Consider the following 26614-nt stretch of genomic DNA (forward strand, 5'->3'; position numbering starts at 1 on the left):
CACTAAGAGTGCTCTTTCAAAGGAATGGTGCGTGGACGCTCCAGCCAGGCGCCTTCGCCGTCGGGCACGATTTCAATGACATCGACCTGAGTGGCGCTGATGGCAACGATGCGCCCGTCGTTGCGCCCCAGGTAGTCGCCGACCTTCAACCGATGCACCCCGCCCGCCCCGCGCAATAGCGCAAAGGAGCGGTTGGCATTGGAAATCGTGCCGACCATTTCAAACTGCTCGATGTTGAAGCCTTCGAGGTATTGCCTGACCCGGTTCGGGTCAGGTTTGACGTTGCGCGAACCGTGCTTCTGCCCGGCCAGATCGACACGCACCTGACGTGAGAACGGACTGCGCAGATTGGCGGCGCTATACGTGAATTTCGGGTAAGTGTGGAATGTCGGCGTGGGTTCAATCTTGCCCGCCGGGCGCAGACGCACTTCATTCATATAGGCGTCGAGGTCACTGAAACCTTCGCTGCCGCCACACCCGCTCAATGCCAGCAGCGCCGCCGACAGCGCGAGATAACGAGTCAGGGTCATTTCTGCAGCCCCTTGTCGTTATAGCGGTAAGTCTTGGCAAGAATGCTCATGCGCAGCTTCGGCCCGCCTTCCTTATTGGCCGGTGCCAGTTCGAAATCATGCAGCGTGACAATACGCGGCAACCCGGCCACTCCGCTGACGAAAGTGGCAAGATCGTGATAGGAGCCGGTGACGGTAATCTGGATCGGCAGTTCGATGTAGAACGGCTGAGTCACTTCCGGCAGCAGTTTGATCTCCTCGAACTCCAGGCCGCTACCCAATCCCGTGCGGGTGATGTCTTCCAGTAAACCCGGCACCTCAGTGTCGCTCGGCAATTGCCGCAACAACACGCCGAAGGAGTTTTCCATTTCCTTCATCTGCTGGGTGTACAACTCGAGATTGGCCGACAGGTGCGCCTTGCTGGCGAACTGCTCCTTGAGCGCGGCCTCCTCCAGGCGCCTGGCCTCAAGTTGGTTTTCCATGTCGCTGATGAAAAAGTTATAGCCAAACGCCAATACCAGAACCATCACCAGCGCGCCGGCGATGGCCTTCACCGCGGCCGGCCAGGAACCGATGTTGCTGGTGTCCAGATCGTTGAAATCGACGTTGCGCAGACTCTCCAGCCATTCGGACGGCTTCATTGCTCGCCCTCCAGCGTCATGGGCTGGGTCTGACGAACAGTCAATTGAAAGACGTTGGCCTGCTCCACCTGGTCGGCTGAAGCGGCCTTCACTTCGTTCAGACTCGGCGCTTCGAACCAGTCGGACGCCTCCAGATTGCGCATCAACTCGGAAACACGATTGTTCGACTCCGCCGCCCCACTGATCGACAGGGTTTTACCAGCCATTTTCACGTCAGTGAAATACACGCCATCGGGCAAAGTGCGCGCCAGTTGATCGAAAATCCGCCCGATGACCTGCCGGTTGCCCTGCAGGTCCTGGATGATGTTCATGCGCTCGAGCAATTGTTGGCGATGAGCCTTAAGCTCGCTGATTTGTTTGATCCGCTCGTCGACTACAGCAATCTGTTTGCCAATGTAGTCGTTACGGGCCGCTTGCCGGGCGATGGCCGTATTGATGATCTGATCGGCGATAAACACTGCGCCCACAGAGCCGACCAACACGCCCGTCAGCACCAGCAGGAAGCGTTTGCGCTGTGCTTCGCGGCGCTCCTCACGCCAGGGTAAAAGGTTGATCCGCGCCATCAGTCGAAACTCCTGAGCGCGAGCCCGCAGGCAATCATCAGGGCCGGCGCGTCACTGGCCAGGGCCCCGGCGTTGACCTTGCTGCTCAAGGCCATGTCGGAAAAAGGATTGGCCACCTGAGTCGGCGTATCGAGGCGCTGCTCGATCAATCTATCCAGACCCGACACCGATGCGGTGCCGCCGGCCAGCAGAATGTGATCGACCGCGTTGTACTGCCCTGAGGCGAAGAAGAACTGCAACGAACGCGAAACCTGCTGCACCAGCGCTTCACGAAATGGCTGCAACACCTCGCTGACATAGTCGTCGGGAAGGCCACCCTGTTTCTTCGCCAGCCCCGCCTGCTCGACGGTCAGGCCATAGCGACGCTGGATTTCTTCGGTCAGTTGACGACCGCCGAACAGTTGCTCTCGGGTGTAGATGATCTTGCCGTTGTACAGAACGCTGAGGGTGGTCATGGTTGCGCCGATGTCGACCACCGCCACGGTCAGGCGCTCCTGGGAGGCCGCCAGTTGCGTCGCGAGCAGGCCGAACGAGCGTTCCAGCGCATACGCCTCGACGTCCACCACGCGAGCCGTCAGCCCGGCGAGCGCGAGGGCTGCTTCACGGACTTCGACGTTCTCCTTTCGGCAGGCAGCGAGCAACACGTTGACTCGCTCGGGGTTGCGCGGCGACACGCCCTGGACTTCAAAGTCGATAGCAACCTCGTCCAGCGGATAGGGTATGTATTGGTCAGCTTCGATCTTGAGCTGGTTTTCCAGCTCGTCGTCTGACAGTCCGGCGTCCATTTCGATGATTTTGGTGATGACCGCGGAACCGGCCACCGCCACCGCCACGCTCCTGTTGCTGGTGCGCGCCTTGACCAGCACCCGGCTCAGCGCCTGGCCGACACCTTCGAGCTCGGCGATGTTTTTCTCGACCACAGCGTTAGCTGGCAACGGCTCCACCGCGTATGCCTCGACCCGGTAGCGGTCACCCTGACGGCTCAACTCCAGCAGCTTCACCGACGTGGAACTGATGTCGATCCCCAGTAACGTATTGGCCTTTTTATTGAAGAGTCCCAGCACTACCAATTCCCTATGACTTTCCGTGAGTTACGGACTCTGTAATACGCATTGCGTTCCTTCACCCCGTCTTGACAGAAGCGCCAATGACGCCTCCGGCAGAAAAGTGCTTATAATGCCCAGCGATTTTTTCCGCTTTTTACTGCCAGCGCGGGCCGTTCTGTGTATAGCCGGAACCCCGTCGCCAAATTCATTCTTTGCCCTGGATGTCCAAAAGCCTTGATTCGTCTGCTGAAATTTTTCGGTTGGTCCATCGTCGCCGTTTTCTGCGGACTGCTATTAGGTCTCAGCGGCGCGTATCTTTACCTTAGTCCGGGTTTGCCATCTGTGGAGGCGCTGAGAAGCATTCAGTTGCAGATTCCACTGCGGGTCTACAGCAGCGACAACAAGTTGATCGCAGAATTTGGCGAAATGCGCCGGACTCCGATCCGTTTCGCCGACATTCCCCCCAATTTCATTAATGCGTTACTAAGTGCTGAAGACGACAATTTCGCCAATCACTACGGTGTCGATCCGAGCAGCCTGATGCGCGCCGCGACGCAATTGGTCAAAAGCGGCCACATTCAGTCCGGCGGCAGCACCATCACCATGCAGGTGGCGAAGAACTTCTTCCTGAGCAGCGAACGCAGCTTCTCGCGCAAAACCACCGAGATCTTGCTGGCCCTGCAAATCGAACGACAGCTGACCAAGGACGAGATTCTTGAGCTGTATGTGAACAAGATCTATCTGGGCAACCGCGCCTACGGCATCGAGGCGGCGGCGCAGGTGTATTACGGCAAGTCGATCCGCGACATCAGCCTGGCGCAAATGGCAATGATCGCCGGCCTGCCAAAAGCCCCGTCGCGCTTCAACCCGCTGGCGAACCCGGTGCGCAGCAAAGAACGCCGCGACTGGATCCTGGGGCGCATGTACAAACTCGGCAAGATCAGCGAGGCGGACTACACCGCCGCGGTCAACGAACCGCTGAACGCCAGCTATCACGTACCGACGCCAGAAGTGAACGCGCCGTACATCGCCGAAATGGCCCGCGCCGAAATGGTCGGTCGCTATGGGAGCGACGCCTACACCGAAGGCTTCCGCGTCACCACCACGGTGCCAAGCAACCTGCAGGAAATGGCCAACACTGCGCTGCACGAAGGTTTGATGACCTACGACCAGCGTCACGGCTATCGCGGCCCTGAATCGCGCTTGCCGGGCAAAACCCGCGAAGCCTGGGCCAACGAATTGACCAAACAGCGCACCATCAGCAGCCTGGAACCGGCGATCGTCACCCAGGTCGACAAGAACGGCCTGCAAGTGCTGACCCGTACCGGTGAAGAACATGTCGCCTGGGACACCATGAAATGGGCGCGGCCGTTCCTCAACACCAACAGCATGGGCGCCACCCCGCGTCAGCCGTCGGATGTCGCGCAGGTCGGCGACCTGGTGCGAGTACAGCGCCAGAAGGACAATTCGCTGAAATTCAGCCAGATTCCGCAAGCGCAAGGTGCGCTGGTGTCGCTGGATCCTCAGAACGGTGCGATTCGCTCCCTGGTCGGCGGTTTTGCCTTTGAGCAGAGCAACTACAACCGCGCCATGCAGGCCAAGCGTCAGCCGGGGTCGAGCTTCAAGCCGTTCGTCTACAGTGCTGCGCTGGATAACGGCTACACCGCCGCCAGCCTGGTGAACGACGCACCGATCGTTTTCGTCGACGAATACATGGACAAGGTCTGGCGACCAAAGAACGACAACAACACGTTCCTGGGTCCGATCCGTCTGCGCGAGGGGCTGTACAAGTCACGCAACCTCGTGTCGATCCGTTTGCTGCAGGCGATGGGCGTCGGCAAGACCATCGACTACATCACCCGCTTCGGCTTCAACAAGCAGGATCTGCCGCCCAACCTGTCTCTGGCGCTGGGCACCGCGACCCTGACGCCAATGGAGATCGCTACCGGTTGGAGCACGTTCGCCAACGGCGGCTACAAGATCACTCCGTATCTCATCGACAAGATTGAAAGCCGCAATGGCGACACGCTGTTCGTCGCCAACCCGCCAACCGTGCCGCAGGGCGGCTCGGCCACGGACGGCATCGCGGCGCCAGCCACTCAACCGCTCACCGTCGACACGGCGCCGGTTCCGGGCGAATCCGCAGACAACACAGCAGCACCACAAGTGCCGGCAGTGGCCGAGCGGATCGTCGATGGTCGCACTACTTACATCCTCAACAGCATGTTGCAGGACGTGATCAAGCTCGGCACCGGCCGTCGCGCACTGGCCATGGGTCGCAGCGACATCGCCGGTAAAACCGGTACGACCAACGAATCGAAAGATGCCTGGTTCTCTGGCTACAACGCCGATTACGTGACCACGGTCTGGACAGGCTTCGATCAGCCGGAAAGCCTAGGCCGCCGTGAATTCGGCGGCACGGTGGCGCTACCGATCTGGATGAACTACATGTCGGCTGCGCTGAAGGACAAGCCGCCACACGTGCAGCCTGAGCCGGAAGGCATCCTAAGCCTGCGGGTTGATCCGGTCAGCGGCCGTGCGGCAACACCGAGCACGCCGGGCGCCTACTTCGAGCTGTTCAAGGCCGAAGACACGCCGCCATCGGTGAATGAACTGGGTAACGGCACCGCACCGGGCAGTCCGTTGCCAGCGGATGAACAGGCGCCAATCGATTTGTTCTGATCCTGAACCGCCGACAAGCCCCGCCTTCGAGAGAAGTGCGGGGCTTTTTTGTGCCTTCAGGATTTGCAGTGGATGAACCGCCTTCTTCACAGGTAAAACCGCTCGCGCACCCACTATGCGAGCCCCCCCTGCGGCAGCGGGCTTGCGCGCGAGGAGACATCCGAAACAAAAAAGCCCCGACTCTTGCGAGTCGGGGCTTTCGCTGAAGCGCTACAACGACTTAGCCGTTGAACACATCATCGACGCTTTTCAGCGGGTAGTTCTTCGGATACGGCAGGGTTGCCACACCGGTCTCGATGGCGGCTTTGGCCACGGCATCGGAGATCAGGGTGATCAGGCGCTGGTCCATTGGCTTCGGAATGATGTACTCACGACCGAATTCAAGCGGGGCGCCACCGTAGGCATCGCACACGTCCTGAGGGACTGGCAGTTTGGCCAGTTCACGCAGGGCGTTGGCAGCAGCCACTTTCATTTCTTCGTTGATGCGCTTGGCGCGAACGTCCAGGGCACCACGGAAGATGAACGGGAAACCCAGTACGTTGTTGACCTGGTTCGGGTAGTCCGAACGGCCGGTGGCCATGATCACGTCGTTACGGGTGGCGTGCGCCAGTTCCGGGGAGATTTCCGGATCCGGGTTCGAGCACGCGAACACGATCGGGTTGGCCGCCATCGACAGCAGGCCTTCCGCGCTCAGCAGGTTCGGGCCGGACAGACCAACGAACACATCAGCGCCTTTCAGAGCGTCAGCCAGGGTGCGCTTCTCGGTGGCGTGGGCGAACACGGCTTTGTACTGGTTCAGGTCGTCACGGCCGGAGTGAATCACGCCAGTACGGTCAACCATGAAGATGTTTTCGATGCTTGCGCCCATGCTCACCAGCAACTTCATGCAGGAGATGGCAGCAGCACCAGCGCCCAGGCAGACGATCTTGGCGTCAGCCAGGGTTTTGCCAGCGATTTCCAGGGCGTTGATCATGCCTGCAGCGGTCACGATTGCAGTGCCGTGCTGGTCATCGTGGAACACTGGAATGTCGCACTGCTCGATCAGAGCGCGTTCGATCTCAAAGCACTCGGGTGCCTTGATGTCTTCCAGGTTGATGCCACCGAAGGTGATGGAAATGCGCTTGACGGTGTCGATGAAGGCTTGCGGGCTTTCGGAGTCGACTTCGATGTCGAAAACGTCGATGCCAGCGAAGCGCTTGAACAGTACGCCTTTACCTTCCATTACAGGCTTGGAAGCCAATGGGCCGAGGTTGCCCAGGCCGAGAATCGCGGTGCCATCGGAAATGACTGCAACCAGGTTGCCCTTGCCGGTGTACTTGTAGGCCAGTTCAGGATCGCGAGCGATCTCACGCACTGGTTCAGCTACGCCGGGGCTGTAGGCCAGCGACAGGTCGCGGGCGGTAGCAGTGGCCTTGGTGAGCTCGACACTCAGCTTCCCCGGACGAGGATTGGCATGATATTCGAGAGCGGCAGTTTTCAGATCAGACATTTTGGCATTCCGCTTTTTTACTGTTGGACAGACTGGTCAGCGAGGATACGCGCCTCGCAAAGTCCCCACAAGACTGAGCAGTCACCCCTGTCAAGCGCCCAGCCCTACGACTTTGGGCCAAGAGCCACGGCGGGCAAGGGCTTGACTGTTCACAATCAACAGGAAAAATGTCTACAAGTTTACTCAGCGAGCGCGTTGAAACATCGACGGATCGGTCAGTGGCAGTAGCCAACGCGGCTGACCCGGTTGCAACCCACCGCGACGCGAACGATCAACCACCCAGCCACGAGCCTCGATTTGCTTGCCCTTCAGCGCTTGCAGGCGAGCGCTGTCAAATTGTCCGACCAGATTGGGTGCAACGCGCAATACAAGTGCGCCCTGCAACTCGATCCAGATTCCACCTCGATTGCGTTGCACCTTGCTCACACGACCACTGACCACCGCGAAACCCGAGCGCTGGATCTGCTCCGCTTTCAGTACAGGTGATTGCCGCCAGAGGCCTCGCCCAGCCTGTCGCGCGCTGCGCTCGGCGGCTTGCTGACAGGCCACCAAATCGACATTCGGTGCTACGGCGACCTGAAAACCGAGGCCGTCGGCGAGCATTTGCGCTTCAAGATTGGCGCCGCTGACGCTATAGAGGTGGGCGAGCGTACGACCGTAATGGTCTTTCGCTTGCTTACCGGGGAGCAAACCGACACGTCCGCCACTGGCAGCCACCAACGCTTCGAGGCGTTTGCGTGCCGCCACGGCTAACGGTTCGTCGCTGCGACCCTGCCTGCCCAGTTCAGGCGTGTTGAGACCAATCATGCGTACGCTGCGCCCGTCGCTCAGGCGCAAGGTGTCGCCATCGACCACGCGCTGCACTGCCACGGTAGTCAGCCCCGAGGGCACAGGACAGAAGGCTTGCGCTGCGGACAGCCAAATCGCGGACACAAAAAAGGCGCCCGCGAGGGACGCCTTTTTCAGCAGTGAGGAACAGCCCACCGGGCTCTTCAACCTTACTCTGCAGCAGCAGGTTTCTTGCCGAAAGCACCGAAACGGTCGGCGAAGCGCTGAACGCGGCCGCCAGTGTCCAGAGTCTTTTGCTTACCGGTGTAGAACGGGTGGCATTCGTTGCAAACGTCGATCGCCAAGGCTTTGCCGAAGGTCGAACGAGTTTCGAATTTGTTGCCGCAGCTGCAGGTAACAGCGATTTCTGGGTAGTTCGGGTGGATATCAGCTTTCATGGTGTCTTCCTCAGCTAGCGTGCCGCCATCCAACACTATTGTTGAATACCGCACGTAATTAGGCCGCGGATTCTACCAGACAATGTCAATCGTGCAAGCTGTCCCTTAGACCGACCGTCTGCTAGGCTCCCGGCCTCGAACACATTCTCCTGTGGGAGCGGGCTTGCTCGCGAATGCGGCGTCTCACCCAACATTACGGTGCCTGACACACCGCATTCGCGAGCACGCCCGCTGCCACAATTGATCTGCGCTCGCCCTTCTTTTGTGTTGATAGAGACCCCCGCGTGCCCGACGCCATTCTGCGCCTCGCCCTGCCTTCACCCTTGCGCCGCCTGTTCGACTATCGAGCCCCGGCCGGCGTGCTGCGCGCCCAGTTACAACCAGGCATGCGTCTGCGGGTGCCGTTCGGCCGGCGGGAGATGATCGGGATTCTGGTCGAGGTCACTGACACCAGCGAAGTGCCGGTGGAAAAGCTCAAACCGGCACTGGCCCTGCTCGATACCACGCCGCCACTGCCACCGGCGCTGTTCAAGCTGTGCCTGTGGACGTCGCAGTATTATCAGCACAGCCTTGGCGACACTCTGAGCTGGGCGCTGCCGGTGCTGTTGCGTCAGGGCGAACTGGCCGAAGCGCGGCAGGAACGCTTCTGGTCGATCACCCCCGGCGCCAGCCTCGATGATCCGCGTGTCGCACGCGCCCCGCGCCAACGTGAGGCACTGGCCACCCTGGCCCAACACCCGCACGGCGTTGCCCATCAGTTGCTGAGCAAGCTGATGCTGAGCAAGGACAGCCTCGATTTGTTGCTGGCCAAGAATCTGGTGCAAGTCGACATCCGCCGGCATGCACCCGGTGCACGCCACGAGCACTGGCTCGCGCAGCCGGAATTACCGCTCAACACTGAGCAACGCGCCGCATATGAAGCGATTCGCGCAGGCTTTGACAGTTATCACGCGTTTCTGCTGGCCGGTGTCACCGGCAGCGGCAAGACCGAAGTCTATTTGCAACTGATCCGCGAGACCCTCGAAGCCGGCAAGCAGGCGCTGGTGCTGATCCCGGAGATCAACCTCGGCCCGCAAACCCTGGCGCGGTTCGAGCAGCGCTTCAATGCGCGCATCGCCCTGCTGCACTCGGCGGTCAATGACCGCGAGCGCCTCGACGCCTGGCTTGCCGCCCGCGATGGCGAGGCCGACATTATTATCGGCACCCGTTCGGCGCTGTTCACCCCGATGAAAAACCCGGGCCTGATCATCATCGACGAGGAGCATGACGGTTCTTATAAACAGCAGGAAGGCCTGCGCTATCACGCCCGCGACCTGGCACTGGTGCGCGCGCGGCAGGAAAACATTCCGATCGTCCTGGGTTCGGCTACGCCTTCGCTGGAAAGTCTGCACAACGCCTACACCGGTCGGTACGGCCTCCTGCGACTGAATGAGCGCGCCGGCGGTGCCAAGCAACCACGCTTCCTGCGCCTGGATGTAAAAAGTCGTCCGCTGGACAGCGGCATTTCCGGCCCGATGCAGCAAGCCATCGGCCAGACGCTCGCCAACGGCCAACAGGTATTGGTGTTCCTCAACCGTCGAGGTTTTGCGCCGACGCTGCTCTGTCACGATTGCGGCTGGATGTCCGAGTGTTCGCGCTGCGACGCGCGGATGACCGTGCACCAGCGTCACGGCGAACTGCGCTGCCACCATTGCGGTTACGTCGAACGCGTGCCGCGCCAGTGCCCCAAGTGCAACAAGGTTGATCTGCGCCCGGTCGGCGCCGGTACCGAGCGTGCCGAAGAACGGCTGGCGATTCTGTTCCCCGATTACCCGGTGCTGCGCGTTGACCGCGACAGCACTTCGCGCAAGGACGCGATGAATCAGTTGTTCGCGACGATTCAGAAGGGCCAGCCGTGCATTCTGGTCGGCACGCAGATGCTGGCCAAGGGGCACCACTTTCCGCGAGTAACGCTGGTGTCGATCCTCGATGCCGACGGCGGGCTGTTCTCCGGCGACTTCCGCGCCAGCGAGCGAATGGCGCAGTTGATCGTTCAGGTTGCCGGGCGTGCCGGACGAGCGGAAGAGCCGGGCAAAGTGATCATTCAGACGCACTTGGCCGACCATCCTTTATTAGTGCAACTGACCGAGCAGGGTTACTTCGCGTTCGCCGAACAGGCGTTGAGCGAGCGCCGCGCCGCCGGCCTACCGCCGTTTTCACATCTGGCGCTGTTGCGCGCCGAAGCGCACAAGCCGGGGCAGGCCGAAGGCTTTCTCGATGAGGCATGCAGCGAGGCCGAACGTTTGTTGGCTGAGCAGAACCTGAGCGGGATCGAATTGCTCGGGCCGGTGCCGGCACCGATGGAACGGCGGGCGGGGCGCTACCGTGCGCAATTGCTTTTACAGGCGACAGCACGGGGGCCACTGCATCGGTTGCTCGCCAGTTGGTTGCTGGTGCTGGAACAGATGCCGAGTGGGCGGGCGGTGCGCTGGTCGCTGGATGTCGATCCCGTGGATCTGTATTGACCTGAAGATCGCCTTCGCGAGCAGGCTCCCACATTGGATCTGCGGCATTCATACATTATGTGTCTGGCACCGATCCCTTGCGGGAGCGGGCTTGCTCGCGAAAAGGCCCGAATTGTCACCACATATCCATAAGCTGCCTGCTAAGGTTGGCAAGCCCGTCTTCGCAACGGATAATGCCCAGTTTTTCCACCCGCGCATCGATGCGCCGCCGCGCTTGCGGTCGAAAGAGAAGACCATGAAAGACACCATCCGCCAGCTGATCCAACAAGCCCTCACCCAACTCGTCAACGAAGGTGTGTTGCCTGAAGGCCTGACGCCGGCGATCCAGGTGGAGAACGCCCGCGACAAGACCCACGGCGACTTCGCCAGCAACATCGCCATGATGCTGGCCAAGCCTGCGGGCATGAAGCCACGCGACCTGGCGGAAAAAATCATCGCCGCACTGCCGGCCGACGAGAACGTCACCAAAGCGGAAATCGCCGGCCCCGGCTTCATCAACTTCTTCCAGAACACTCAGGCCCTGGCCAACCGCCTCGACGCTGCCCTGGCTGACGCCCATGTTGGCGTGCGCAAGGCCGGCCCGGCGCAGCGCACCGTGGTCGACCTGTCGGCACCGAATCTGGCCAAAGAGATGCACGTCGGCCACTTGCGCTCGACCATCATCGGTGACGGCGTGGCCCGTGTACTGGAATTCCTCGGCGACGAAGTGATCCGCCAGAACCACGTCGGCGACTGGGGCACCCAGTTCGGCATGCTGATGGCGTATCTGCAGGAAAACCCGATCACCAGCGATGAGCTGTCGGATCTGGAAAACTTCTACCGCGCCGCCAAGCAGCGTTTCGACGAGTCCGAAGCGTTCGCCGACCGTGCCCGTGGCCTGGTGGTCAAGCTGCAGGCCGGCGATGCCGAGTGCCTGGCGCTGTGGACCAGGTTCAAGGACATCTCGCTGTCGCACTGCCAGAAGATCTACGAACTGCTCAACGTCAAGCTGACCATGGCCGACGTGATGGGCGAAAGCGCCTACAACGACGACCTGATCAACGTTGTAAACGACCTGAAAGCCGCCGGCATGCTGGTCGAGAGTAACGGCGCCCAGTGCGTATTCCTCGACGAGTTCAAGAACGCCGACGGCGACCCGCTGCCGGTGATCATCGTCAAGGCTGACGGCGGTTACCTGTACGCCACCACTGACCTGGCAGCCGTGCGCTACCGCAGTGGCAAATTGAAGGCTGATCGCGCGCTGTACTTCGTCGACCAGCGTCAGGCCCTGCACTTCCAGCAAGTGTTCGCCGTGGCGCGCAAGGCCGGTTTCGTGACCCATCCGATGGAAATGGAGCACATGGGCTTCGGCACCATGAACGGCGCCGACGGCCGTCCGTTCAAGACCCGTGACGGCGGCACCGTGAAGCTGATCGACCTGCTCACCGAAGCGCAGGAACGTGCCTACAGCCTGGTGAAAGAGAAGAACCCGCAACTGGCCGAAGACGAGTTGCGCAACATCGCCAAAGTCGTTGGCATTGGCGCGGTGAAATACGCCGACCTGTCCAAGCACCGCACCAGCGACTACAGCTTCAACTTCGACCTGATGCTCAACTTCGAAGGCAATACCGCGCCATACCTGCTGTACGCCTACACCCGCGTGGCCGGTGTGTTCCGCAAACTGGGCAAGGACTTCAGCGAAGTCGACGGTCAGATCGTTCTCGAAGCCGAGCACGAACTTGAGCTGGCGGCGAAACTGGCGCAGTTCGGCGAAGTGCTGAATAACGTGTCCGACAAAGGCACGCCGCACATCCTCTGCACTTATCTGTACGACGTTGCCGGTCTGTTCTCCAGCTTCTACGAGAACTGCCCGATCCTCGCCGCCGAGACGCCAGCACAGATGCAGAGCCGTCTGCGTCTGGCCGCGCTGACCGGTCGCACCCTCAAGCAAGGCCTGGAGCTGTTGGGTCTGGAAACTCTGGAGCGTATGTAAGTTGGCTGCCAAGAAAAAACCTGCACCCAAGCGTGGCGCCAGCCGTTACCAAGCCCCTGCGAAGCAACCGATTCCGGGTTGGCTGTGGATGGCCATCGGCCTGACGGTCGGTGCGTTCATCGTGTTCCTGATGAAACTGGAACCGGGCAAGGGCAGCGACACGGTCAAGCGTGAGAAGGTCGAACAACAGCAGCAGAGAGCGTCGAAAATCGCCGAGGCCAACAAGACCCCGCCGAGCCCGACGCAGCCCGTGAAGCCGAAGTACGACTTCTACACCCTGCTGCCGGAATCGGAAGTGATCGTACCGCCGGACGCCGTGCCGGAGAAAACCCTGCCGACGCCACAAGTGCCGACCACGCCGGTCACCCCGGCGGAAGCGGCGAAAATCGACACGGCACGGGCTCAAGCTGCGCTGTCGGGCATTACCCCGCCGCCCGCGCCACCGGTGGCGAAAGCGGCGCCGGTGACCAAGTTCTTCCTGCAGGCCGGTTCGTTCCGTAAAGAGACCGATGCGGACAAGGTGCGCGCGCAGATCATTCTGCTGGGTCAGTCGGTGGCCGTTGAGTCCGGCACGGTGAAGGATGAAACCTGGTACCGCGTATTGGTCGGTCCGTTCAGCAACCGCGAACAACTGACCACGGCCCAGAAGCAACTGGCTGGCGCTGGTTTTAGCAACCTGTTGTTACAACAACGCCAGAATCGCTGATCCCATCAGCGGTCCCGCGTCATCACTCTTCGCGAGCAAGCCCGCTTCCACAGGATCTGCGCTAACCCTGTGGGAGCGGGCTTGCTCGCGAAGGCGTCATGGCTGACACCCCGTCATCCTGACACACCCTCGCCGTTCGTCCCCCTGCGCCCTCCCCGGTTGAAATCCGCTTCACCACCCCCATATGAATGGGCATAAGGCATTTTCGCCCCGCAGTGTGGAGACTCTTCCCTTGACCACCATCGTTTCAGTCCGCCGCCACGGCAAAGTCGTCATGGGCGGCGACGGCCAGGTTTCTCTCGGCAACACCGTGATGAAAGGCAACGCGAAGAAAGTCCGTCGCCTTTACCACGGCCAGGTCATCGCCGGTTTTGCCGGTGCCACCGCTGACGCCTTTACCCTCTTCGAACGCTTCGAAGGCCAGCTTGAGAAACATCAGGGCCACCTGATCCGCGCCGCCGTCGAACTCGCCAAAGAATGGCGCACCGACCGCTCCCTCAGCCGCCTCGAAGCCATGCTCGCGGTCGCCAACAAAGATGCCTCGTTGATCATCACCGGCAACGGTGACGTGGTCGAACCTGAGAATGGTCTCATCGCCATGGGTTCCGGTGGCGGTTACGCCCAGGCTGCGGCCAGCGCGCTGCTGAAAAAGACCGACCTGTCGGCCCGTGAAATCGTCGAAACCGCTTTGGGTATCGCCGCCGACATCTGTGTATTCACCAACCACACTCAGACCATTGAGGAGCAGGATCTCGCTGAAGAAGCCTGATACGGCCCCTGTGCCACGGCTTTTTTTGCTTGAGGACCGCCAATTATTATGTCCATGACTCCCCGCGAAATCGTCCACGAACTCAACCGCCACATCATCGGCCAGGACGATGCCAAGCGCGCCGTCGCGATTGCCCTGCGCAACCGCTGGCGCCGGATGCAGTTGCCTGAAGAGCTGCGTGTTGAAGTGACCCCGAAGAACATCCTGATGATCGGCCCGACCGGCGTCGGTAAAACCGAGATCGCCCGTCGCCTGGCGAAACTGGCCAACGCGCCGTTCATCAAGGTCGAAGCGACCAAATTCACCGAAGTTGGCTATGTCGGCCGTGACGTCGAATCGATCATCCGTGATCTGGCCGACGCGGCGATCAAGATGCTGCGCGAGCAGGAAATGACCCGCGTGCGCCACCGCGCTGAAGACGCTGCCGAGGACCGCATCCTCGATGCGTTGTTGCCACCGGCCCGCATGGGCCTCAGCAACGAAGAAGCGCCAAGCTCCGATTCCAACACCCGTCAGCTGTTCCGCAAGCGTCTGCGCGAAGGCCAACTGGATGACAAGGAAATCGAAATCGAAGTCGCCGAAGTGGCCGGCATCGAGATCGCCACGCCGCCAGGCATGGAAGAAATGACCAACCAGTTGCAGTCCCTGTTCGCCAACATGGGCAAGGGCAAGAAGAAGTCCCGCAAGCTCAAGGTCAAAGAAGCGCTGAAACTGGTGCGCGACGAAGAAGCCGGGCGCCTGGTCAACGAAGAAGAGTTGAAGGCCAAGGCCCTGGAAGCCGTTGAGCAGCACGGCATCGTGTTCATCGACGAGATCGATAAGGTGGCCAAGCGCGGCAATGTCGGCGGCGCCGATGTCTCCCGTGAAGGTGTGCAGCGCGACCTGCTGCCGCTGATCGAAGGCTGCACCGTCAACACCAAGCTGGGCATGGTCAAGACCGATCACATCCTGTTCATCGCCTCCGGTGCATTCCACCTGAGCAAACCGAGCGATCTGGTGCCCGAGCTGCAAGGTCGTCTGCCGATCCGCGTCGAACTCAAGGCCCTGAGCCCGGAAGATTTCGAGCGCATCCTCAGCGAACCGCATGCCTCGCTCACCGAGCAATACTGCGCGCTGCTGAAAACCGAAGGCCTGAACATCGAGTTTCAGCCCGAAGGCATCAAGCGCATCGCCGAGATCGCCTGGCAGGTCAACGAGAAAACCGAAAACATCGGTGCCCGTCGCCTGCACACGCTGCTTGAGCGTCTGCTCGAAGAGGTGTCGTTCAGTGCCGGCGATATGGCCAGCACCCATGATGAAAAGCCGATCCTGATCGACGCGGCGTACGTCAACAGCCACCTCGGCGAATTGGCGCAGAACGAAGACCTGTCCCGTTATATCCTGTAAGCCATACTTACAGCGGTAGCGGACCCTGTGGGAGCGGGCTTGCTCGCGAAGAGGCCGTGCCAGTCGACATCCATGTTGGCTGACGCACCGCTTTCGCGAGCAAGCCCGCTCCCACATTTGAATCAGGGTCGCCCACACAACGGACGCCAGACCATGACCTCAATTCCCACCGACATCAAACTGCACAAAGCCTCGAAAACCCTGACGCTCACCTACGCGTCCGGCGAGGAGTTCACCCTGCCCGCCGAATTCCTGCGTGTGCATTCCCCCTCCGCCGAGGTCCAGGGCCACGGCAAACCCATCCTGCAATTCGGCAAGCTCAACGTTGGCTTGAGCAAGCTGGAACCGGCCGGTCACTACGCACTGAAACTGACCTTCGACGACGGGCACGACAGCGGCCTGTTCACTTGGGAATATCTCTATGAGCTGGGGCGACGTCATGACGCACTCTGGGCCGATTATCTGGCTGAGCTCAAAGCGGCCGGAAAAACCCGCGATCCGGATCAGTCGATCGTCAAGCTGATGCTCTAGTCCCAGCGTCTTGCTCTTTAGAGGGCATTTTCTAAATTCATCTGTTTGAATGCTCTGCTGCGGCGTCGAGGATCGGCCCGCTTGCGAAAAAAATTAAACTCGGGTAACCAATGGAGCTGGCAAGTTCCCTGCAGTGCTCTACGACTGTAAAGCAGCTATGCAGAATTAACGGTCACCCGAGCAGTAGTATCTGGCATTGGCTGTGGAACTGCACAGCAGAAAACCGGGTATTCGTCTCAGGACAATGGAGCGTCGTAGATGAGTAACAAGAATAACGATGACCTGAAGTATCAAGCCTCGGAAAACACTCTGGGGCTTAATCCCGTCGTTGGGCTGCGCGGAAAGGATCTGCTGGCCTCTGCTCGTATGGTGCTGAAACAGGCCATCAGACAACCGATCCATAGCGTCAAGCACGTCACCCATTTCGGTCTCGAACTGAAGAACGTGTTGTTCGGCAAATCCGAACTGCAACCGGCAGGCGATGACCGTCGTTTCGCCGATCCTGCGTGGAGCCAGAACCCGCTCTACAAACGCTACCTGCAAACCTACCTGGCTTGGCGCAAGGAACTCCACGCCTGGATCGACGACAGCAGCCTGTCACCCAAAGACGTCGCTCGCGGCCATTTCGTGATCAATCTGATGACCGAAGCGATGGCGCCGACCAACACGGCAGCCAACCCGGCGGCGGTCAAACGCTTCTTCGAGACCGGCGGCAAAAGCCTGCTCGACGGCCTCTCGCATCTGGCCAAGGATCTGGTGCACAACGGCGGCATGCCGAGCCAGGTCAACATGGGCGCATTCGAGGTCGGCAAGAGCCTGGGCGTGACCGAAGGCGCGGTGGTGTTTCGCAACGACGTGCTGGAGCTGATCCAGTACAAGCCGATCACCGAGCAAGTCCACGAGCGTCCGTTGCTCGTCGTGCCGCCGCAAATCAACAAGTTCTACGTATTCGACCTGAGCCCGGACAAGAGCCTGGCGCGTTTCTGCCTGCGCAATAACGTGCAGACGTTCATCGTCAGCTGGCGCAACCCGACCAAGGCCCAGCGTGAGTGGGGCCTGTCGACCTACATCGATGCGCTGAAAGAAGCGGTCGATGTGGTGACCGCGATCACCGGCAGCAAAGACATCAACATGCTCGGCGCCTGTTCCGGTGGCATCACCTGCACCGCCCTGCTCGGCCACTACGCAGCCCTTGGCCAGAATAAGGTCAACGCCCTGACCCTGCTGGTCAGCGTGCTCGATACCACCCTGGACAGCGACGTTGCCCTGTTCGTCGACGAGCAGACCCTGGAGACCGCCAAGCGCCACTCGTATCAGGCCGGCGTGCTCGAAGGCAAAGACATGGCCAAGGTTTTCGCGTGGATGCGCCCCAACGACCTGATCTGGAACTACTGGGTCAACAACTACCTGCTTGGCAATGAGCCGCCGGTGTTCGACATTCTGTTCTGGAACAACGACACCACAAGGTTGCCGGCCGCGTTCCACGGCGACCTGATCGAGATGTTCAAAAACAATCCACTGATCCGCCCCAATGCACTGGAAGTGTGCGGCACGCCGATCGACCTCAAGCAAGTCACCGCCGATATCTTTTCGCTGGCCGGCACCAACGACCACATTACCCCGTGGAAGTCCTGCTACAAGTCGGCGCAGTTGTTTGGTGGCAAGGTTGAATTCGTATTGTCGAGCAGCGGCCACATCCAGAGCATTCTGAACCCGCCGGGTAATCCGAAATCGCGCTACATGACCAGCGAAGGGATGGCCGCCAACGCCGATGACTGGCAAGAGAACTCGACCAAGCACACGGATTCCTGGTGGCTGTACTGGCAGGCGTGGCAGGCCGAGCGCTCGGGCAATCTGAAAAAGGCTCCAATGAAACTGGGCAACAAGGCGCATCCGGCAGGCGAAGCATCGCCGGGCACTTATGTACATGAGCGGTAATTGACACACCTCATCCCCAATGTGGGGGCGAGCCTGCTCGCGAAAGCGATCGTTCAGCCAGTATCGATATTGACTGACATGACGCCTTCGCAGGCAAGCCCGCTCCCACAAGGGTTAAGGGTGATATTGAGATCGACCCACAGGGCCTGAAGCATGCCGCAACCGTTCATATTCCGTACCGTCGATCTGGATGGCCAGACCATTCGCACGGCGGTACGCCCCGGCAAGCCTCACTTGACGCCCTTGCTGATTTTCAACGGCATCGGCGCCAACCTGGAGCTGGTGTTTCCGTTTGTCGCGGCGCTGGACCCGGATCTGGAAGTGATCGCCTTCGACGTGCCCGGTGTCGGTGGTTCCTCGACGCCGAACCGACCGTATCGCTTTCCCGGCCTGGCCAAGCTGACGTCACGGATGCTCGATTACCTCGACTATGGTCAGGTCAACGTGATCGGTGTGTCGTGGGGCGGCGCGCTCGCGCAGCAGTTCGCCTACGACTACCCCGAGCGCTGCAAGAAACTGGTGCTGGCGGCGACCGCTGCCGGTGCGGTGATGGTGCCGGGCAAACCGAAAGTGCTGTGGATGATGGCCAGCCCCCGGCGCTACATTCAGCCGTCCCATGTCATCCGTATCGCACCGTTGATCTACGGCGGCTCGTTCCGCCGTGACCCGACCCTGGCCGCCAGCCACGCAGCAAAAGTGCGTTCGGCGGGCAAGCTCGGTTACTACTGGCAACTGTTCGCCGGTCTGGGCTGGACCAGCATTCACTGGCTGCACAAGATCCACCAGCCGACGCTGGTGCTGGCCGGCGATGACGATCCACTGATCCCGTTGGTCAACATGCGCATGCTCGCCTGGCGCATTCCCAACGCGCAGTTGCACATCATCGATGATGGTCACCTGTTCCTGATTACCCGCGCCGAAGCCGTGGCGCCGATCATCATGAAATTCCTCGAGGAGGAACGTCAGCGCGCGGTGATGCACCCGCACCCGACACCGCTGGGCGGCTAACCGCTACGGCAGGTTTTATGCAGTGCCTTTTCAGAATGCGTGGCAGGACGCCCCGCAGGCAACAACCCGCAACAGCGACTATGGTGTTCTGGTTCGGTGAGTTTGTTTTTGGCCTGAAGACGAAGGAGTGTTGATACATGCGCGAAAAACCAGCAAAGGGCGTTGTACCCAGCTCCGCCGTGTTCATCAATGCACAAAGTGCGATCGCCGGGCTGCGTGGCCGAGACCTGATCTCGACCCTGCGCAGCGTGGCCGTCCATGGCTTGCGCAACCCGATCCACAGCGCGAAGCACGCGTTGAAACTCGGCGGCCAATTGGGCCGCGTGCTGCTGGGCGAAACCCTGCACCCGACCAATCCACAGGACAGCCGCTTCGCCGACCCGGCATGGAGCCTGAATCCGTTTTACCGGCGCAGTCTGCAGGCGTATCTGGCCTGGCAGAAACAGGTCAAAAGCTGGATCGACGAGAGCAACATGAGCCCGGACGATCGCGCGCGCGCGCAGTTTGCCTTCACCCTGCTCAACGACGCCGTAGCGCCGTCCAATACGTTGCTCAACCCGCTGGCGATCAAGGAGTTGTTCAACTCCGGCGGCCACAGTCTGGTGCGCGGCCTCAGTCATCTGTTTGATGATTTGCTGCACAACGACGGCCTGCCTCGACAGGTCACCAAGCAAGCATTCGAAGTCGGCAAAAGCGTCGCTACCACTACCGGTTCAGTGGTGTTTCGCAACGAGATGCTGGAGCTGATCCAGTATCGACCGATGAGCGAAAAACAGTACGCCAAGCCACTGCTGGTAGTACCGCCGCAAATCAACAAGTACTACATTTTTGACCTCAGTCCGCAAAACAGCTTCGTCCAATACGCCCTGAAAAACGGCTTGCAGACCTTCATGATCAGTTGGCGCAACCCCGATGTGCGCCACCGCGAATGGGGCCTTTCGACTTACGTTGAAGCGGTGGAAGAAGCGATGAACGTGTGCCGGACGATCACCGGCGCCCGCGAGGTCAACCTGATGGGCGCCTGCGCCGGCGGGCTGACCATCGCCGCTCTGCAAGGGCATTTGCAGGCCAAACGGCAACTGCGGCGGGTCTCCAGCGCGACCTATCTGGTCAGCCTGCTCGACAGCCAGATCGAAACCCCGGCCACGCTATTTGCCGACGAGCAAACCCTTGAAGCCGCCAAACGCCGTTCCTATCAGAAGGGCGTGCTGGACGGTCGCGACATGTCCAAGGTTTTCGCCTGGATGCGCCCCAACGATTTGATCTGGAGCTACTTCGTCAACAACTACCTGTTGGGCAAAGAGCCGCCAGCCTTCGACATTCTTTACTGGAACAACGACAACACACGGCTGCCCGCCGCGTTTCACGGCGACCTGCTGGACTTCTTCAAGCACAACCCGCTGACCCACCCCGGTGGTCTTGAGGTCTGCGGTACGCCGATCGATCTGCAGAAAGTCACTGTCGACAGTTTCAGCGTCGCCGGCATGAACGACCACATCACTCCATGGGATGCGGTGTATCGCTCAACCTTGCTGTTGGGGGGTGATCGACGTTTTGTGCTGTCCAACAGTGGCCATGTACAGAGCATTCTCAACCCACCGACCAACCCGAAAGCCGCCTACATCGATAACGGCAAGATGAGCAGCGATCCGCGCGCCTGGTACTACGACGGCAAACACGTCGACGGCAGTTGGTGGCCGCAGTGGCTGGAATGGATTCAGCAACGCTCCGGCGCCCAGCACGAAACCCAGATGACCCTCGGCAACCCGAACTATCCACCGATGGAGGCAGCACCCGGCACTTACGTGCATGTGCGCTGACGCTTAACCGAATTTTTCTAAGAAGACTGGATGAAAACCCGCGACCGGATTCTCGAATGTGCTCTGCAACTGTTCAACGAAAAGGGCGAGCCGAACGTTTCCACCATGGAAGTTGCCAATGAAATGGGGATCAGCCCCGGCAACCTCTATTACCACTTCCACGGCAAGGAGCCACTGATACTCGGACTGTTCGAACGTTTCCAGAATGAGTTGGCGCCGCTGCTGGATCCGCCGCCGGAGGTGGAGTTGGCGCCGGAAGATTACTGGCTGTTCTTGCATCTGATCGTCGAGCGACTGGCGCAGTATCGGTTCCTGTTTCAGGACCTGTCGAACCTGGCCGGACGCCTGCCGAAACTGGCGAAGGGGATTCGTCATTTGCTCAATGCCTTGAAACGCACACTGGCATCGTTGCTGGCGCGGTTGAAGGCGGCAGGACAGTTGGTCAGCGATACGCAGGCGCTGGGGCAATTGGTGGAGCAGATCACCCTGACGCTGCTGTTTTCACTGGACTATCAGCGGATTCTTGATCGGGAGGGGGAAGTCAGATTGGTGGTTTACCAGATCATGATGCTGGTGGCGCCGCACTTGCTGCCGCCGGTGAAGGTGGCGACGGAGCGGATGGCGCTGCAATACCTGGAAGACCACGACTAATCGAAAATACCAGGAACCCTGCGGGAGTGGGCTTGCTCGCGAAGAGGCCAGTACATCCGCGACATCTTGTGTGACAGGAATGCCGCCTTCGCGAGCAAGCCCGCTCCCACAGGGGTTCGCAGTGGGCTTGAGATTATCTACACAAACAAAAACGCCCGACCTTCAAAGGCCGGGCGTTTTCTTGCTTCCTGAAAAATCAGGACTGACTGGTTGGCGTCGACGGGGTCGATGCAACAGTCGGGGTGGCCGCCGGAGTCGGTGCAGCGGCGGAGTTCGACGTGCTCACCGGGGTTGCCGAAGTGGCAGGCTTGGCCGCTGGAGCGGCCGGTTTCGGCGCAGCGGCTTTCGGTGCGGCCGGTTTTTTCACTGCCGGTTTCTTCGCCGCAGCCGGTTTGGCCGCTGGCTTGGCAGCAGGTTTGGCGGCTGCGGTTTTCGCTGCTGGCTTGGCGGCAGGTTTAGCTGCTGGTTTTGCGGCAGTTTTTGCAGCAGGCTTGGCAGCGGCTTTGGCAGCAACCGGTTTGGTCGCAGGTTTTGCAGCCGCTTTAGCCAGTGGCTTGGCCGCCGTTTTGGCTGCTGGCTTGGCTGCAGCGGTTTTCGCCGCTACCGGGCGAGCTTTCTCCCCGGTAAGTTTTTCGATCTGCTTGGTCAAGGTTTCCACCTTGCTGTGCAGCGCTTTCACTTCATTGCGGCTCGGAACGCCCAGGCGCGAAATCGCGCTGTTCAGGCGCTTGTCGAACGCCCCTTCCAGCTCGTCCCACTTGCCCAGTGCGCGATCTTTTACGCCGCTGATGCGCGACTTGGCCGAAGAAGCAGAGTCCTTGGCGGCATCGACTTTTTTGCCGACGGCCGATTTGGTGAGCTTCTCGGCTTTCTCACCGTCTTTGACCAATGTATCGAAGAGTTTGCTGCCGTCAGTGTCGATCTTCGAGTACACGCCTAAACCAGCCAGCCAGATTTTGCGGGAGTAGTCTTCGACTTTCCCGATCCACGAGCTGCCTTCTTTATCGGTGTTCTTTTTACCAGCCATCCCGTTCTCCTTAAGATTTACGCGCGACGCGTTCGAGCAATGCCGTCAGCTCATCGAGCTTAGCAGAGAGTGTCTCAACGTCATGTTTAGACGGAATGCCGATACGATTCAAGGCGCTTGCAACACGGGAGTCGAAGGCCTTCTCGACCTTGTCGAGTTGAACTTCGACGCGACCTTTGAAAGAGCTGACCTCACCCTTGACTTCATCGATCTCGGTGTTGGCCGCATCGAGTTTTTCGGTGACGGCTTTTTTGCCTTTCTTTTCAACCGTTTGACCGGCCTTGATCAGCTCTTGAAAGTAGTCGCTGCCCTCTTGGCCGACCTTGGCGTAGGCACCCAGGCCTGCCAGCCAGATCTTGCGGGCATAGGATTTCACGTCGCTCAGGGCTGAAGTCGAAGCGTCGATTTTTTTCTTCAAAATTACTTTGGCCATGGTGCACCTCACGCGCAGAAGGTTTGAGGAACTGCCCGCGAAAGTGTCGGGCTCAGGCACAAAGTAGGCAGAAAAATTAGAAACGGCACCCTAACAACCGACATAAACAGCAGGAGCACCACGAAACAAATGTGGGAGCGGGCTTGCTCGCGAAGGCGTCGTGTCAGTCACCTTATGCATTGACTGACAGACCGCTGTCGCGAGCAAGCCCGCTCCCACAGGGGATTGGATTGCAGGCGTAAATCAGACCAGCGCTTTATCCAGCGCCTTCTCGATCTCGGTTTTGATCATGCCGCTCATGGCCGACATCATCAGGCCCAGCTCCACGTCGACCCTGATCGAATCGTCGGCGACATGCACCGCACCTTTAACGCCCGAACGCTTGAGGTTCAAGGTGTCGCCCGACCATTGCGGCTCCAGGCCATATTGATCGGACAGTTTCTGCGCCAGCTTGTCGGCCTTCTCGCGGGCCGCTTCCTTGCCCAGGTTGTGGGCACGCTCAACACTAATACGGGCCATTGAATGACTCCTGCTTTATGAATGCTTGTCGGTAAATCTTGACCGCATCTGCGGCAAATCGTCCCGAAGGTTGCCCATCTTACCTTTAGCCACTCCAAGACAAAGCATGGCTTGGGGATTAGAATGTCGCGCATTCTCTTTTGGTGACAGCGATATGACTGATCAGCGCAAAGGCAGCGATGCCGAACCCACCACTCACTTCGGCTTCAAAAACGTTCCGGAAAGCCAGAAAGCGGAAAAAGTCGCTGAGGTGTTCCACTCCGTAGCCGCCAAGTACGACCTGATGAACGACCTTCTGTCGGGCGGCATGCACCGCCTGTGGAAGCGTTTCGCGATCGAATTGTCGGGCGTGCGCAGCGGTAATCGCGTGCTCGACATCGCCGGCGGCACCGGTGACCTGACCAAGAAGTTCTCCCACCTGGTCGGCCCGACCGGTCAGGTCGTACTGGCCGACATCAACGAATCGATGCTCAAGGTCGGCCGTGACCGTCTGCTGGATCTGGGTGTGGCCGGCAACGTCGAATTCGTTCAGGCGGACGCTGAAAAATTGCCGTTCCCGGACAACCATTTCGACTGCGTGACCATCGCCTTCGGCCTGCGCAACGTGACGCATAAAGAAGACGCCCTGCGCTCGATGCTGCGCGTACTCAAGCCCGGCGGCCGTCTGCTGGTGCTGGAATTCTCCAAGCCGACCAACGCGCTGATGTCCAAAGCCTACGACGCCTACTCGTTCGCTTTCATGCCACTGATGGGCAAGCTGATCACCAACGATTCGGAGAGCTATCGCTACCTGGCCGAGTCGATCCGCATGCACCCGAATCAGGAAACCCTGAAGTCGATGATGGTCGATGCCGGTTTCGACCGCGTGACCTATCACAACATGACCTCGGGCATCGTTGCCCTGCACCGCGGCATCAAGCCCTGATGTTGCTCACCGGGCTGCTGGCCAGCGTCGAACTCGGCCTGAACCGGGTGCTGCGTCTCGACAGCACGGCGCTGGCGCGGCTGGCGCATTTGACTGGCAAAGTGATTGCCGTCGATTGCCGCAGCCCGGCGTTGCAACTGTTCATCCTGCCGAGTGATGAAGGGCTGATGCTGGCCTCCCACTGGGAAACCGGCGTCGATTGCACCCTGCGCGCTCCGGCTTCAAGCCTGGTGAAACTGGCCCTGAGCAAAGACAAGACCGCAGTGCTGCATGCCCCGCAAGTCGAGCTCGATGGCGACAGCGGCGTGCTGCTGGAACTGGCCGGCGTGTTGCAGGACCTCGAGCTGGACTGGGAGTACGAACTCTCGCGCTGGCTCGGCCCTGTCGCCACACATCTGGTCGGTGGCCATCTGCGCAACCGCGCACGCTGGTATCAACAAGGATTTGCCAGTCTCAACCAGAACCTCGCCGAATACCTCGCCGAAGAATCACGCACCCTCGTCGGGCAGCGCGAAGCCGAAGCGCGGTTCAGCGAACTGGACCGGATCAAACTTGATCTGGAACGTCTCGAGGCGCGTTTCGAGCGCCTTTCCCGATCCCTCGACCCAAGCGATAACGCATGAAGCTGCTTGCCGTCCGCCGTCTGTTGCGCATCCAGCGCGTCGTGATCCGCTACCGCCTCGATGACCTGCTGTTCGATCTGCCGCTGCCCTGGTTCCTCCTGGCGCTGCGCTTTGTGCTGCCGTGGCGCTGGTTTGCGCGCAAGCCGCTGGATCTGAGCCGGGGTGCGCGTTTACGCCTGGCATTGCAGGATTTGGGGCCGATTTTCATCAAGTTCGGGCAGATTCTCTCGACCCGTCGCGACCTGCTGCCGGAAGACATCGCCGATGAACTGATGCTGCTGCAGGATCGCGTGCCGCCGTTCGATTCGCAGGTTTCAATCAAGCTGATCGAAGAGCAACTGGGCAGAAAGATCGACGAAGTCTTCAGCCGTTTCGACGTCAAACCACTGGCCTCGGCCTCGGTTGCACAGGTGCATGCCGCGCAACTGAAAACCGGCGAAGAAGTGGTGGTCAAAGTCATCCGCCCAGGCCTGAAACGGGTGATCGCGCAAGATCTGGCATGGCTGTTCATCCTCGCCCGCGCCGCCGAAAAAGTATCGGCGGATGCCCGTCTGCTGCACCCGGTTGACGTGGTTCAGGATTACGAAAAAACCATCTACGACGAACTCGATCTGCTGCGCGAGGCAGCCAACGCCAGCCAGTTGAAGCGCAACTTCGAAGGCTCGCCGCTGCTCTACGTGCCGCAAGTCCATTGGGACTGGTGCCGCCCGAAAGTGCTGGTGATGGAGCGTATCTACGGGATTCAGGTGACGGATCTGGCGACCCTCGCCGACCAGCGCACCGACATGAAAATGCTCGCCGAACGCGGCGTGGAGATTTTCTTCACCCAGGTATTCCGCGACAGTTTCTTCCACGCCGACATGCACCCGGGCAACATCTTCGTCAGCACGGTCAACCCGTGGAGTCCGCAGTACATTGCTATCGACTGCGGCATCGTCGGCAGCCTGACCCCCGAGGATCAGGATTACCTGGCGCGCAACCTGTTCGCCTTCTTCAAGCGTGACTACCGCCGCGTGGCGCAACTGCACATTGATTCGGGTTGGGTGCCGGCAGAAACCAAGCTCAACGAATTCGAAGCGGCGATCCGTACCGTGTGCGAACCGATCTTCGAAAAACCATTAAAAGATATTTCATTTGGTCAGGTGCTGATGCGCCTGTTCCAGACCGCGCGGCGCTTCAACATGGAAGTGCAGCCGCAGTTGGTGCTGCTGCAAAAGACGTTATTGAACATCGAAGGCCTCGGCCGTCAGCTGTACCCGGATCTGGATCTGTGGAACACCGCGCAGCCGTTCCTAGAACGCTGGATGCGCGAGCGCGTCAGCCCGAAAACCTTGATCGGCAACGTGCAGAGCCAGTTCGAACAGTTGCCGCACCTGGCCAATATGGCCCGCGACCTGCTCGAGCGCATGTCCCAGCCCCATGCCAACGACCCACCGCCACCGTGGCACAAACGCAAGGACGACTGGTTCCTGCGCCTGCTTGGCAGTGCCCATCTGGCGGGCGGTACGGTCCTCGCCGCCGGTGGCCCGCTGAACGAACTGGGGCATTGGCCTGCGGGGATCATGGTGGCTGTCGGCTTGTATCTGGTCGTTCGCCGATAGCCAGTTCCATGATCGGCTGGCACACTGTTTCAACGCCTGAACCCG

The 26614-nt window shown here is 60.1% G+C and carries 24 protein-coding genes; 14 read left to right on the forward strand and 10 right to left on the reverse strand.

The window, feature by feature from the left end; genetic code table 11:
• Nucleotides 1-2: 2 nt before the first annotated feature.
• From AACY50_RS06480 to AACY50_RS06495, 4 genes are read right to left on the reverse strand one after another with little or no spacing between them, the layout of a single operon-like run.
• Nucleotides 3-530, reverse strand: coding sequence for a pilus assembly protein PilP (locus AACY50_RS06480; RefSeq protein WP_339432950.1), 528 nt, complete (start codon nt 528-530; stop codon nt 3-5).
• Entirely contained in the window at nt 527-1150 is a 624-nt protein-coding gene (gene pilO, locus AACY50_RS06485; RefSeq protein WP_339432951.1) for a type 4a pilus biogenesis protein PilO, read from the reverse strand. Before pilO ends, AACY50_RS06480 begins: the two co-directional genes overlap by 4 nt.
• Entirely contained in the window at nt 1147-1713 is a 567-nt protein-coding gene (locus AACY50_RS06490; RefSeq protein WP_339464015.1) for a PilN domain-containing protein, read from the reverse strand. The genes pilO and AACY50_RS06490 overlap by 4 nt, the downstream gene beginning before the upstream one ends.
• Nucleotides 1713-2777 (reverse strand): pilus assembly protein PilM, encoded by a 1065-nt coding sequence (locus AACY50_RS06495; RefSeq protein WP_339464012.1) that lies wholly within the window; start codon nt 2775-2777, stop codon nt 1713-1715. Before AACY50_RS06495 ends, AACY50_RS06490 begins: the two co-directional genes overlap by 1 nt.
• Nucleotides 2778-2996: 219 nt before the next feature.
• On the opposite strand from AACY50_RS06495, the gene AACY50_RS06500 reads away from it, so the two are divergent.
• Nucleotides 2997-5441, forward strand: coding sequence for a penicillin-binding protein 1A (locus tag AACY50_RS06500; protein ID WP_401159729.1), 2445 nt, complete (start codon nt 2997-2999; stop codon nt 5439-5441).
• Between the two features lie 220 nt (nt 5442-5661).
• Here the strand turns inward: AACY50_RS06500 and AACY50_RS06505 are convergent, their stop codons facing one another.
• The 3 genes from AACY50_RS06505 to rpmE form a co-directional block, all read right to left on the reverse strand.
• Nucleotides 5662-6930 carry a malic enzyme-like NAD(P)-binding protein gene (locus AACY50_RS06505; protein ID WP_339432955.1) on the reverse strand — a complete coding sequence of 423 codons (1269 nt, stop codon included), beginning with the start codon at nt 6928-6930 and terminating at the stop codon, nt 5662-5664.
• Between the two features lie 183 nt (nt 6931-7113).
• On the reverse strand, nt 7114-7914 hold the full coding sequence (locus AACY50_RS06510) for a thermonuclease family protein (protein ID WP_339538319.1): 801 nt from the start codon (nt 7912-7914) through the stop codon (nt 7114-7116).
• A gap of 14 nt (nt 7915-7928) precedes the next feature.
• The gene (rpmE, locus tag AACY50_RS06515) at nt 7929-8156 is read right to left on the reverse strand and encodes a 50S ribosomal protein L31 (RefSeq protein ID WP_339432957.1); all 228 of its coding nucleotides are present in this window, start codon (nt 8154-8156) and stop codon (nt 7929-7931) included.
• A gap of 284 nt (nt 8157-8440) precedes the next feature.
• On the opposite strand from rpmE, the gene AACY50_RS06520 reads away from it, so the two are divergent.
• The 10 genes from AACY50_RS06520 (at nt 8441) to AACY50_RS06565 (ending at nt 21441) form a co-directional block, all read left to right on the forward strand.
• A complete protein-coding gene (locus AACY50_RS06520; protein WP_339494825.1) occupies nt 8441-10660 on the forward strand; it encodes a primosomal protein N' in 2220 nt (739 codons plus the stop codon).
• Between the two features lie 235 nt (nt 10661-10895).
• Entirely contained in the window at nt 10896-12632 is a 1737-nt protein-coding gene (gene argS, locus AACY50_RS06525) for an arginine--tRNA ligase (RefSeq protein WP_339538320.1), read from the forward strand.
• A 1-nt stretch (nt 12633) separates the two neighbouring features.
• Nucleotides 12634-13338, forward strand: a complete 705-nt coding sequence (locus tag AACY50_RS06530; protein ID WP_339432960.1) for an SPOR domain-containing protein — start codon at nt 12634-12636, stop codon at nt 13336-13338.
• A 232-nt stretch (nt 13339-13570) separates the two neighbouring features.
• Nucleotides 13571-14107 (forward strand): ATP-dependent protease subunit HslV, encoded by a 537-nt coding sequence (hslV, locus tag AACY50_RS06535; RefSeq protein ID WP_003220875.1) that lies wholly within the window; start codon nt 13571-13573, stop codon nt 14105-14107.
• 48 nt (nt 14108-14155) lie between these two features.
• Nucleotides 14156-15493, forward strand: coding sequence for an ATP-dependent protease ATPase subunit HslU (gene hslU, locus AACY50_RS06540; RefSeq protein WP_339538321.1), 1338 nt, complete (start codon nt 14156-14158; stop codon nt 15491-15493).
• 153 nt (nt 15494-15646) lie between these two features.
• Complete coding sequence (locus AACY50_RS06545; RefSeq protein WP_221731315.1) at nt 15647-16024, forward strand: gamma-butyrobetaine hydroxylase-like domain-containing protein; 378 nt, start codon at nt 15647-15649, stop codon at nt 16022-16024.
• A gap of 258 nt (nt 16025-16282) precedes the next feature.
• Entirely contained in the window at nt 16283-17962 is a 1680-nt protein-coding gene (phaC, locus tag AACY50_RS06550; protein ID WP_339432962.1) for a class II poly(R)-hydroxyalkanoic acid synthase, read from the forward strand.
• A 153-nt stretch (nt 17963-18115) separates the two neighbouring features.
• Nucleotides 18116-18970, forward strand: a complete 855-nt coding sequence (gene phaZ / locus AACY50_RS06555; protein WP_221731317.1) for a poly(3-hydroxyalkanoate) depolymerase — start codon at nt 18116-18118, stop codon at nt 18968-18970.
• A 137-nt stretch (nt 18971-19107) separates the two neighbouring features.
• Entirely contained in the window at nt 19108-20790 is a 1683-nt protein-coding gene (gene phaC / locus AACY50_RS06560; protein ID WP_339538322.1) for a class II poly(R)-hydroxyalkanoic acid synthase, read from the forward strand.
• 30 nt (nt 20791-20820) lie between these two features.
• Nucleotides 20821-21441, forward strand: a complete 621-nt coding sequence (locus tag AACY50_RS06565; protein ID WP_339432964.1) for a TetR/AcrR family transcriptional regulator — start codon at nt 20821-20823, stop codon at nt 21439-21441.
• 196 nt (nt 21442-21637) lie between these two features.
• Here AACY50_RS06565 and AACY50_RS06570 read toward each other — a convergent pair whose 3' ends face one another.
• From AACY50_RS06570 to AACY50_RS06580, 3 genes are all read right to left on the reverse strand, one after another.
• A complete protein-coding gene (locus tag AACY50_RS06570; RefSeq protein ID WP_339432965.1) occupies nt 21638-22468 on the reverse strand; it encodes a phasin family protein in 831 nt (276 codons plus the stop codon).
• Between the two features lie 10 nt (nt 22469-22478).
• Entirely contained in the window at nt 22479-22901 is a 423-nt protein-coding gene (locus AACY50_RS06575) for a phasin family protein (protein WP_339538323.1), read from the reverse strand.
• Nucleotides 22902-23144: 243 nt separating this feature from the next.
• On the reverse strand, nt 23145-23420 hold the full coding sequence (locus AACY50_RS06580) for a polyhydroxyalkanoic acid system family protein (RefSeq protein WP_339432966.1): 276 nt from the start codon (nt 23418-23420) through the stop codon (nt 23145-23147).
• 154 nt (nt 23421-23574) lie between these two features.
• Between AACY50_RS06580 and ubiE the strand changes: the two genes are divergently transcribed.
• From ubiE to ubiB, 3 genes are read left to right on the forward strand one after another with little or no spacing between them, the layout of a single operon-like run.
• A complete protein-coding gene (ubiE, locus tag AACY50_RS06585) occupies nt 23575-24345 on the forward strand; it encodes a bifunctional demethylmenaquinone methyltransferase/2-methoxy-6-polyprenyl-1,4-benzoquinol methylase UbiE (protein WP_221731323.1) in 771 nt (256 codons plus the stop codon).
• A complete protein-coding gene (locus tag AACY50_RS06590; protein ID WP_339538324.1) occupies nt 24345-24968 on the forward strand; it encodes a ubiquinone biosynthesis accessory factor UbiJ in 624 nt (207 codons plus the stop codon). Before ubiE ends, AACY50_RS06590 begins: the two co-directional genes overlap by 1 nt.
• On the forward strand, nt 24965-26569 hold the full coding sequence (ubiB, locus tag AACY50_RS06595) for a ubiquinone biosynthesis regulatory protein kinase UbiB (RefSeq protein ID WP_339432968.1): 1605 nt from the start codon (nt 24965-24967) through the stop codon (nt 26567-26569). The genes AACY50_RS06590 and ubiB overlap by 4 nt, the downstream gene beginning before the upstream one ends.
• Nucleotides 26570-26614 lie beyond the last annotated feature (45 nt).

Origin of the sequence: Pseudomonas sp. RA_15y_Pfl2_54 (assembly GCF_963971015.1) — a bacterium.
Lineage (GTDB): Bacteria > Pseudomonadota > Gammaproteobacteria > Pseudomonadales > Pseudomonadaceae > Aquipseudomonas > Aquipseudomonas baetica_A.

Coding starts and splice junctions, on each gene's coding strand:
- AACY50_RS06545 (WP_221731315.1), top strand. CDS start 15,647: ATGACCTCAATTCCCACCGACATCAAACTGCACAAAGCCTCGAAAACC.
- hslU (WP_339538321.1), top strand. CDS start 14,156: ATGTCCATGACTCCCCGCGAAATCGTCCACGAACTCAACCGCCACATC.
- AACY50_RS06590 (WP_339538324.1), top strand. CDS start 24,345: ATGTTGCTCACCGGGCTGCTGGCCAGCGTCGAACTCGGCCTGAACCGG.
- ubiB (WP_339432968.1), top strand. CDS start 24,965: ATGAAGCTGCTTGCCGTCCGCCGTCTGTTGCGCATCCAGCGCGTCGTG.
- phaC (WP_339432962.1), top strand. CDS start 16,283: ATGAGTAACAAGAATAACGATGACCTGAAGTATCAAGCCTCGGAAAAC.
- AACY50_RS06575 (WP_339538323.1), bottom strand. CDS start 22,901: ATGGCCAAAGTAATTTTGAAGAAAAAAATCGACGCTTCGACTTCAGCC.
- phaC (WP_339538322.1), top strand. CDS start 19,108: ATGCGCGAAAAACCAGCAAAGGGCGTTGTACCCAGCTCCGCCGTGTTC.
- AACY50_RS06505 (WP_339432955.1), bottom strand. CDS start 6,930: ATGTCTGATCTGAAAACTGCCGCTCTCGAATATCATGCCAATCCTCGT.
- AACY50_RS06490 (WP_339464015.1), bottom strand. CDS start 1,713: ATGGCGCGGATCAACCTTTTACCCTGGCGTGAGGAGCGCCGCGAAGCA.
- ubiE (WP_221731323.1), top strand. CDS start 23,575: ATGACTGATCAGCGCAAAGGCAGCGATGCCGAACCCACCACTCACTTC.
- rpmE (WP_339432957.1), bottom strand. CDS start 8,156: ATGAAAGCTGATATCCACCCGAACTACCCAGAAATCGCTGTTACCTGC.
- phaZ (WP_221731317.1), top strand. CDS start 18,116: ATGCCGCAACCGTTCATATTCCGTACCGTCGATCTGGATGGCCAGACC.
- AACY50_RS06570 (WP_339432965.1), bottom strand. CDS start 22,468: ATGGCTGGTAAAAAGAACACCGATAAAGAAGGCAGCTCGTGGATCGGG.
- AACY50_RS06565 (WP_339432964.1), top strand. CDS start 20,821: ATGAAAACCCGCGACCGGATTCTCGAATGTGCTCTGCAACTGTTCAAC.
- argS (WP_339538320.1), top strand. CDS start 10,896: ATGAAAGACACCATCCGCCAGCTGATCCAACAAGCCCTCACCCAACTC.
- AACY50_RS06580 (WP_339432966.1), bottom strand. CDS start 23,420: ATGGCCCGTATTAGTGTTGAGCGTGCCCACAACCTGGGCAAGGAAGCG.
- AACY50_RS06480 (WP_339432950.1), bottom strand. CDS start 530: ATGACCCTGACTCGTTATCTCGCGCTGTCGGCGGCGCTGCTGGCATTG.
- pilO (WP_339432951.1), bottom strand. CDS start 1,150: ATGAAGCCGTCCGAATGGCTGGAGAGTCTGCGCAACGTCGATTTCAAC.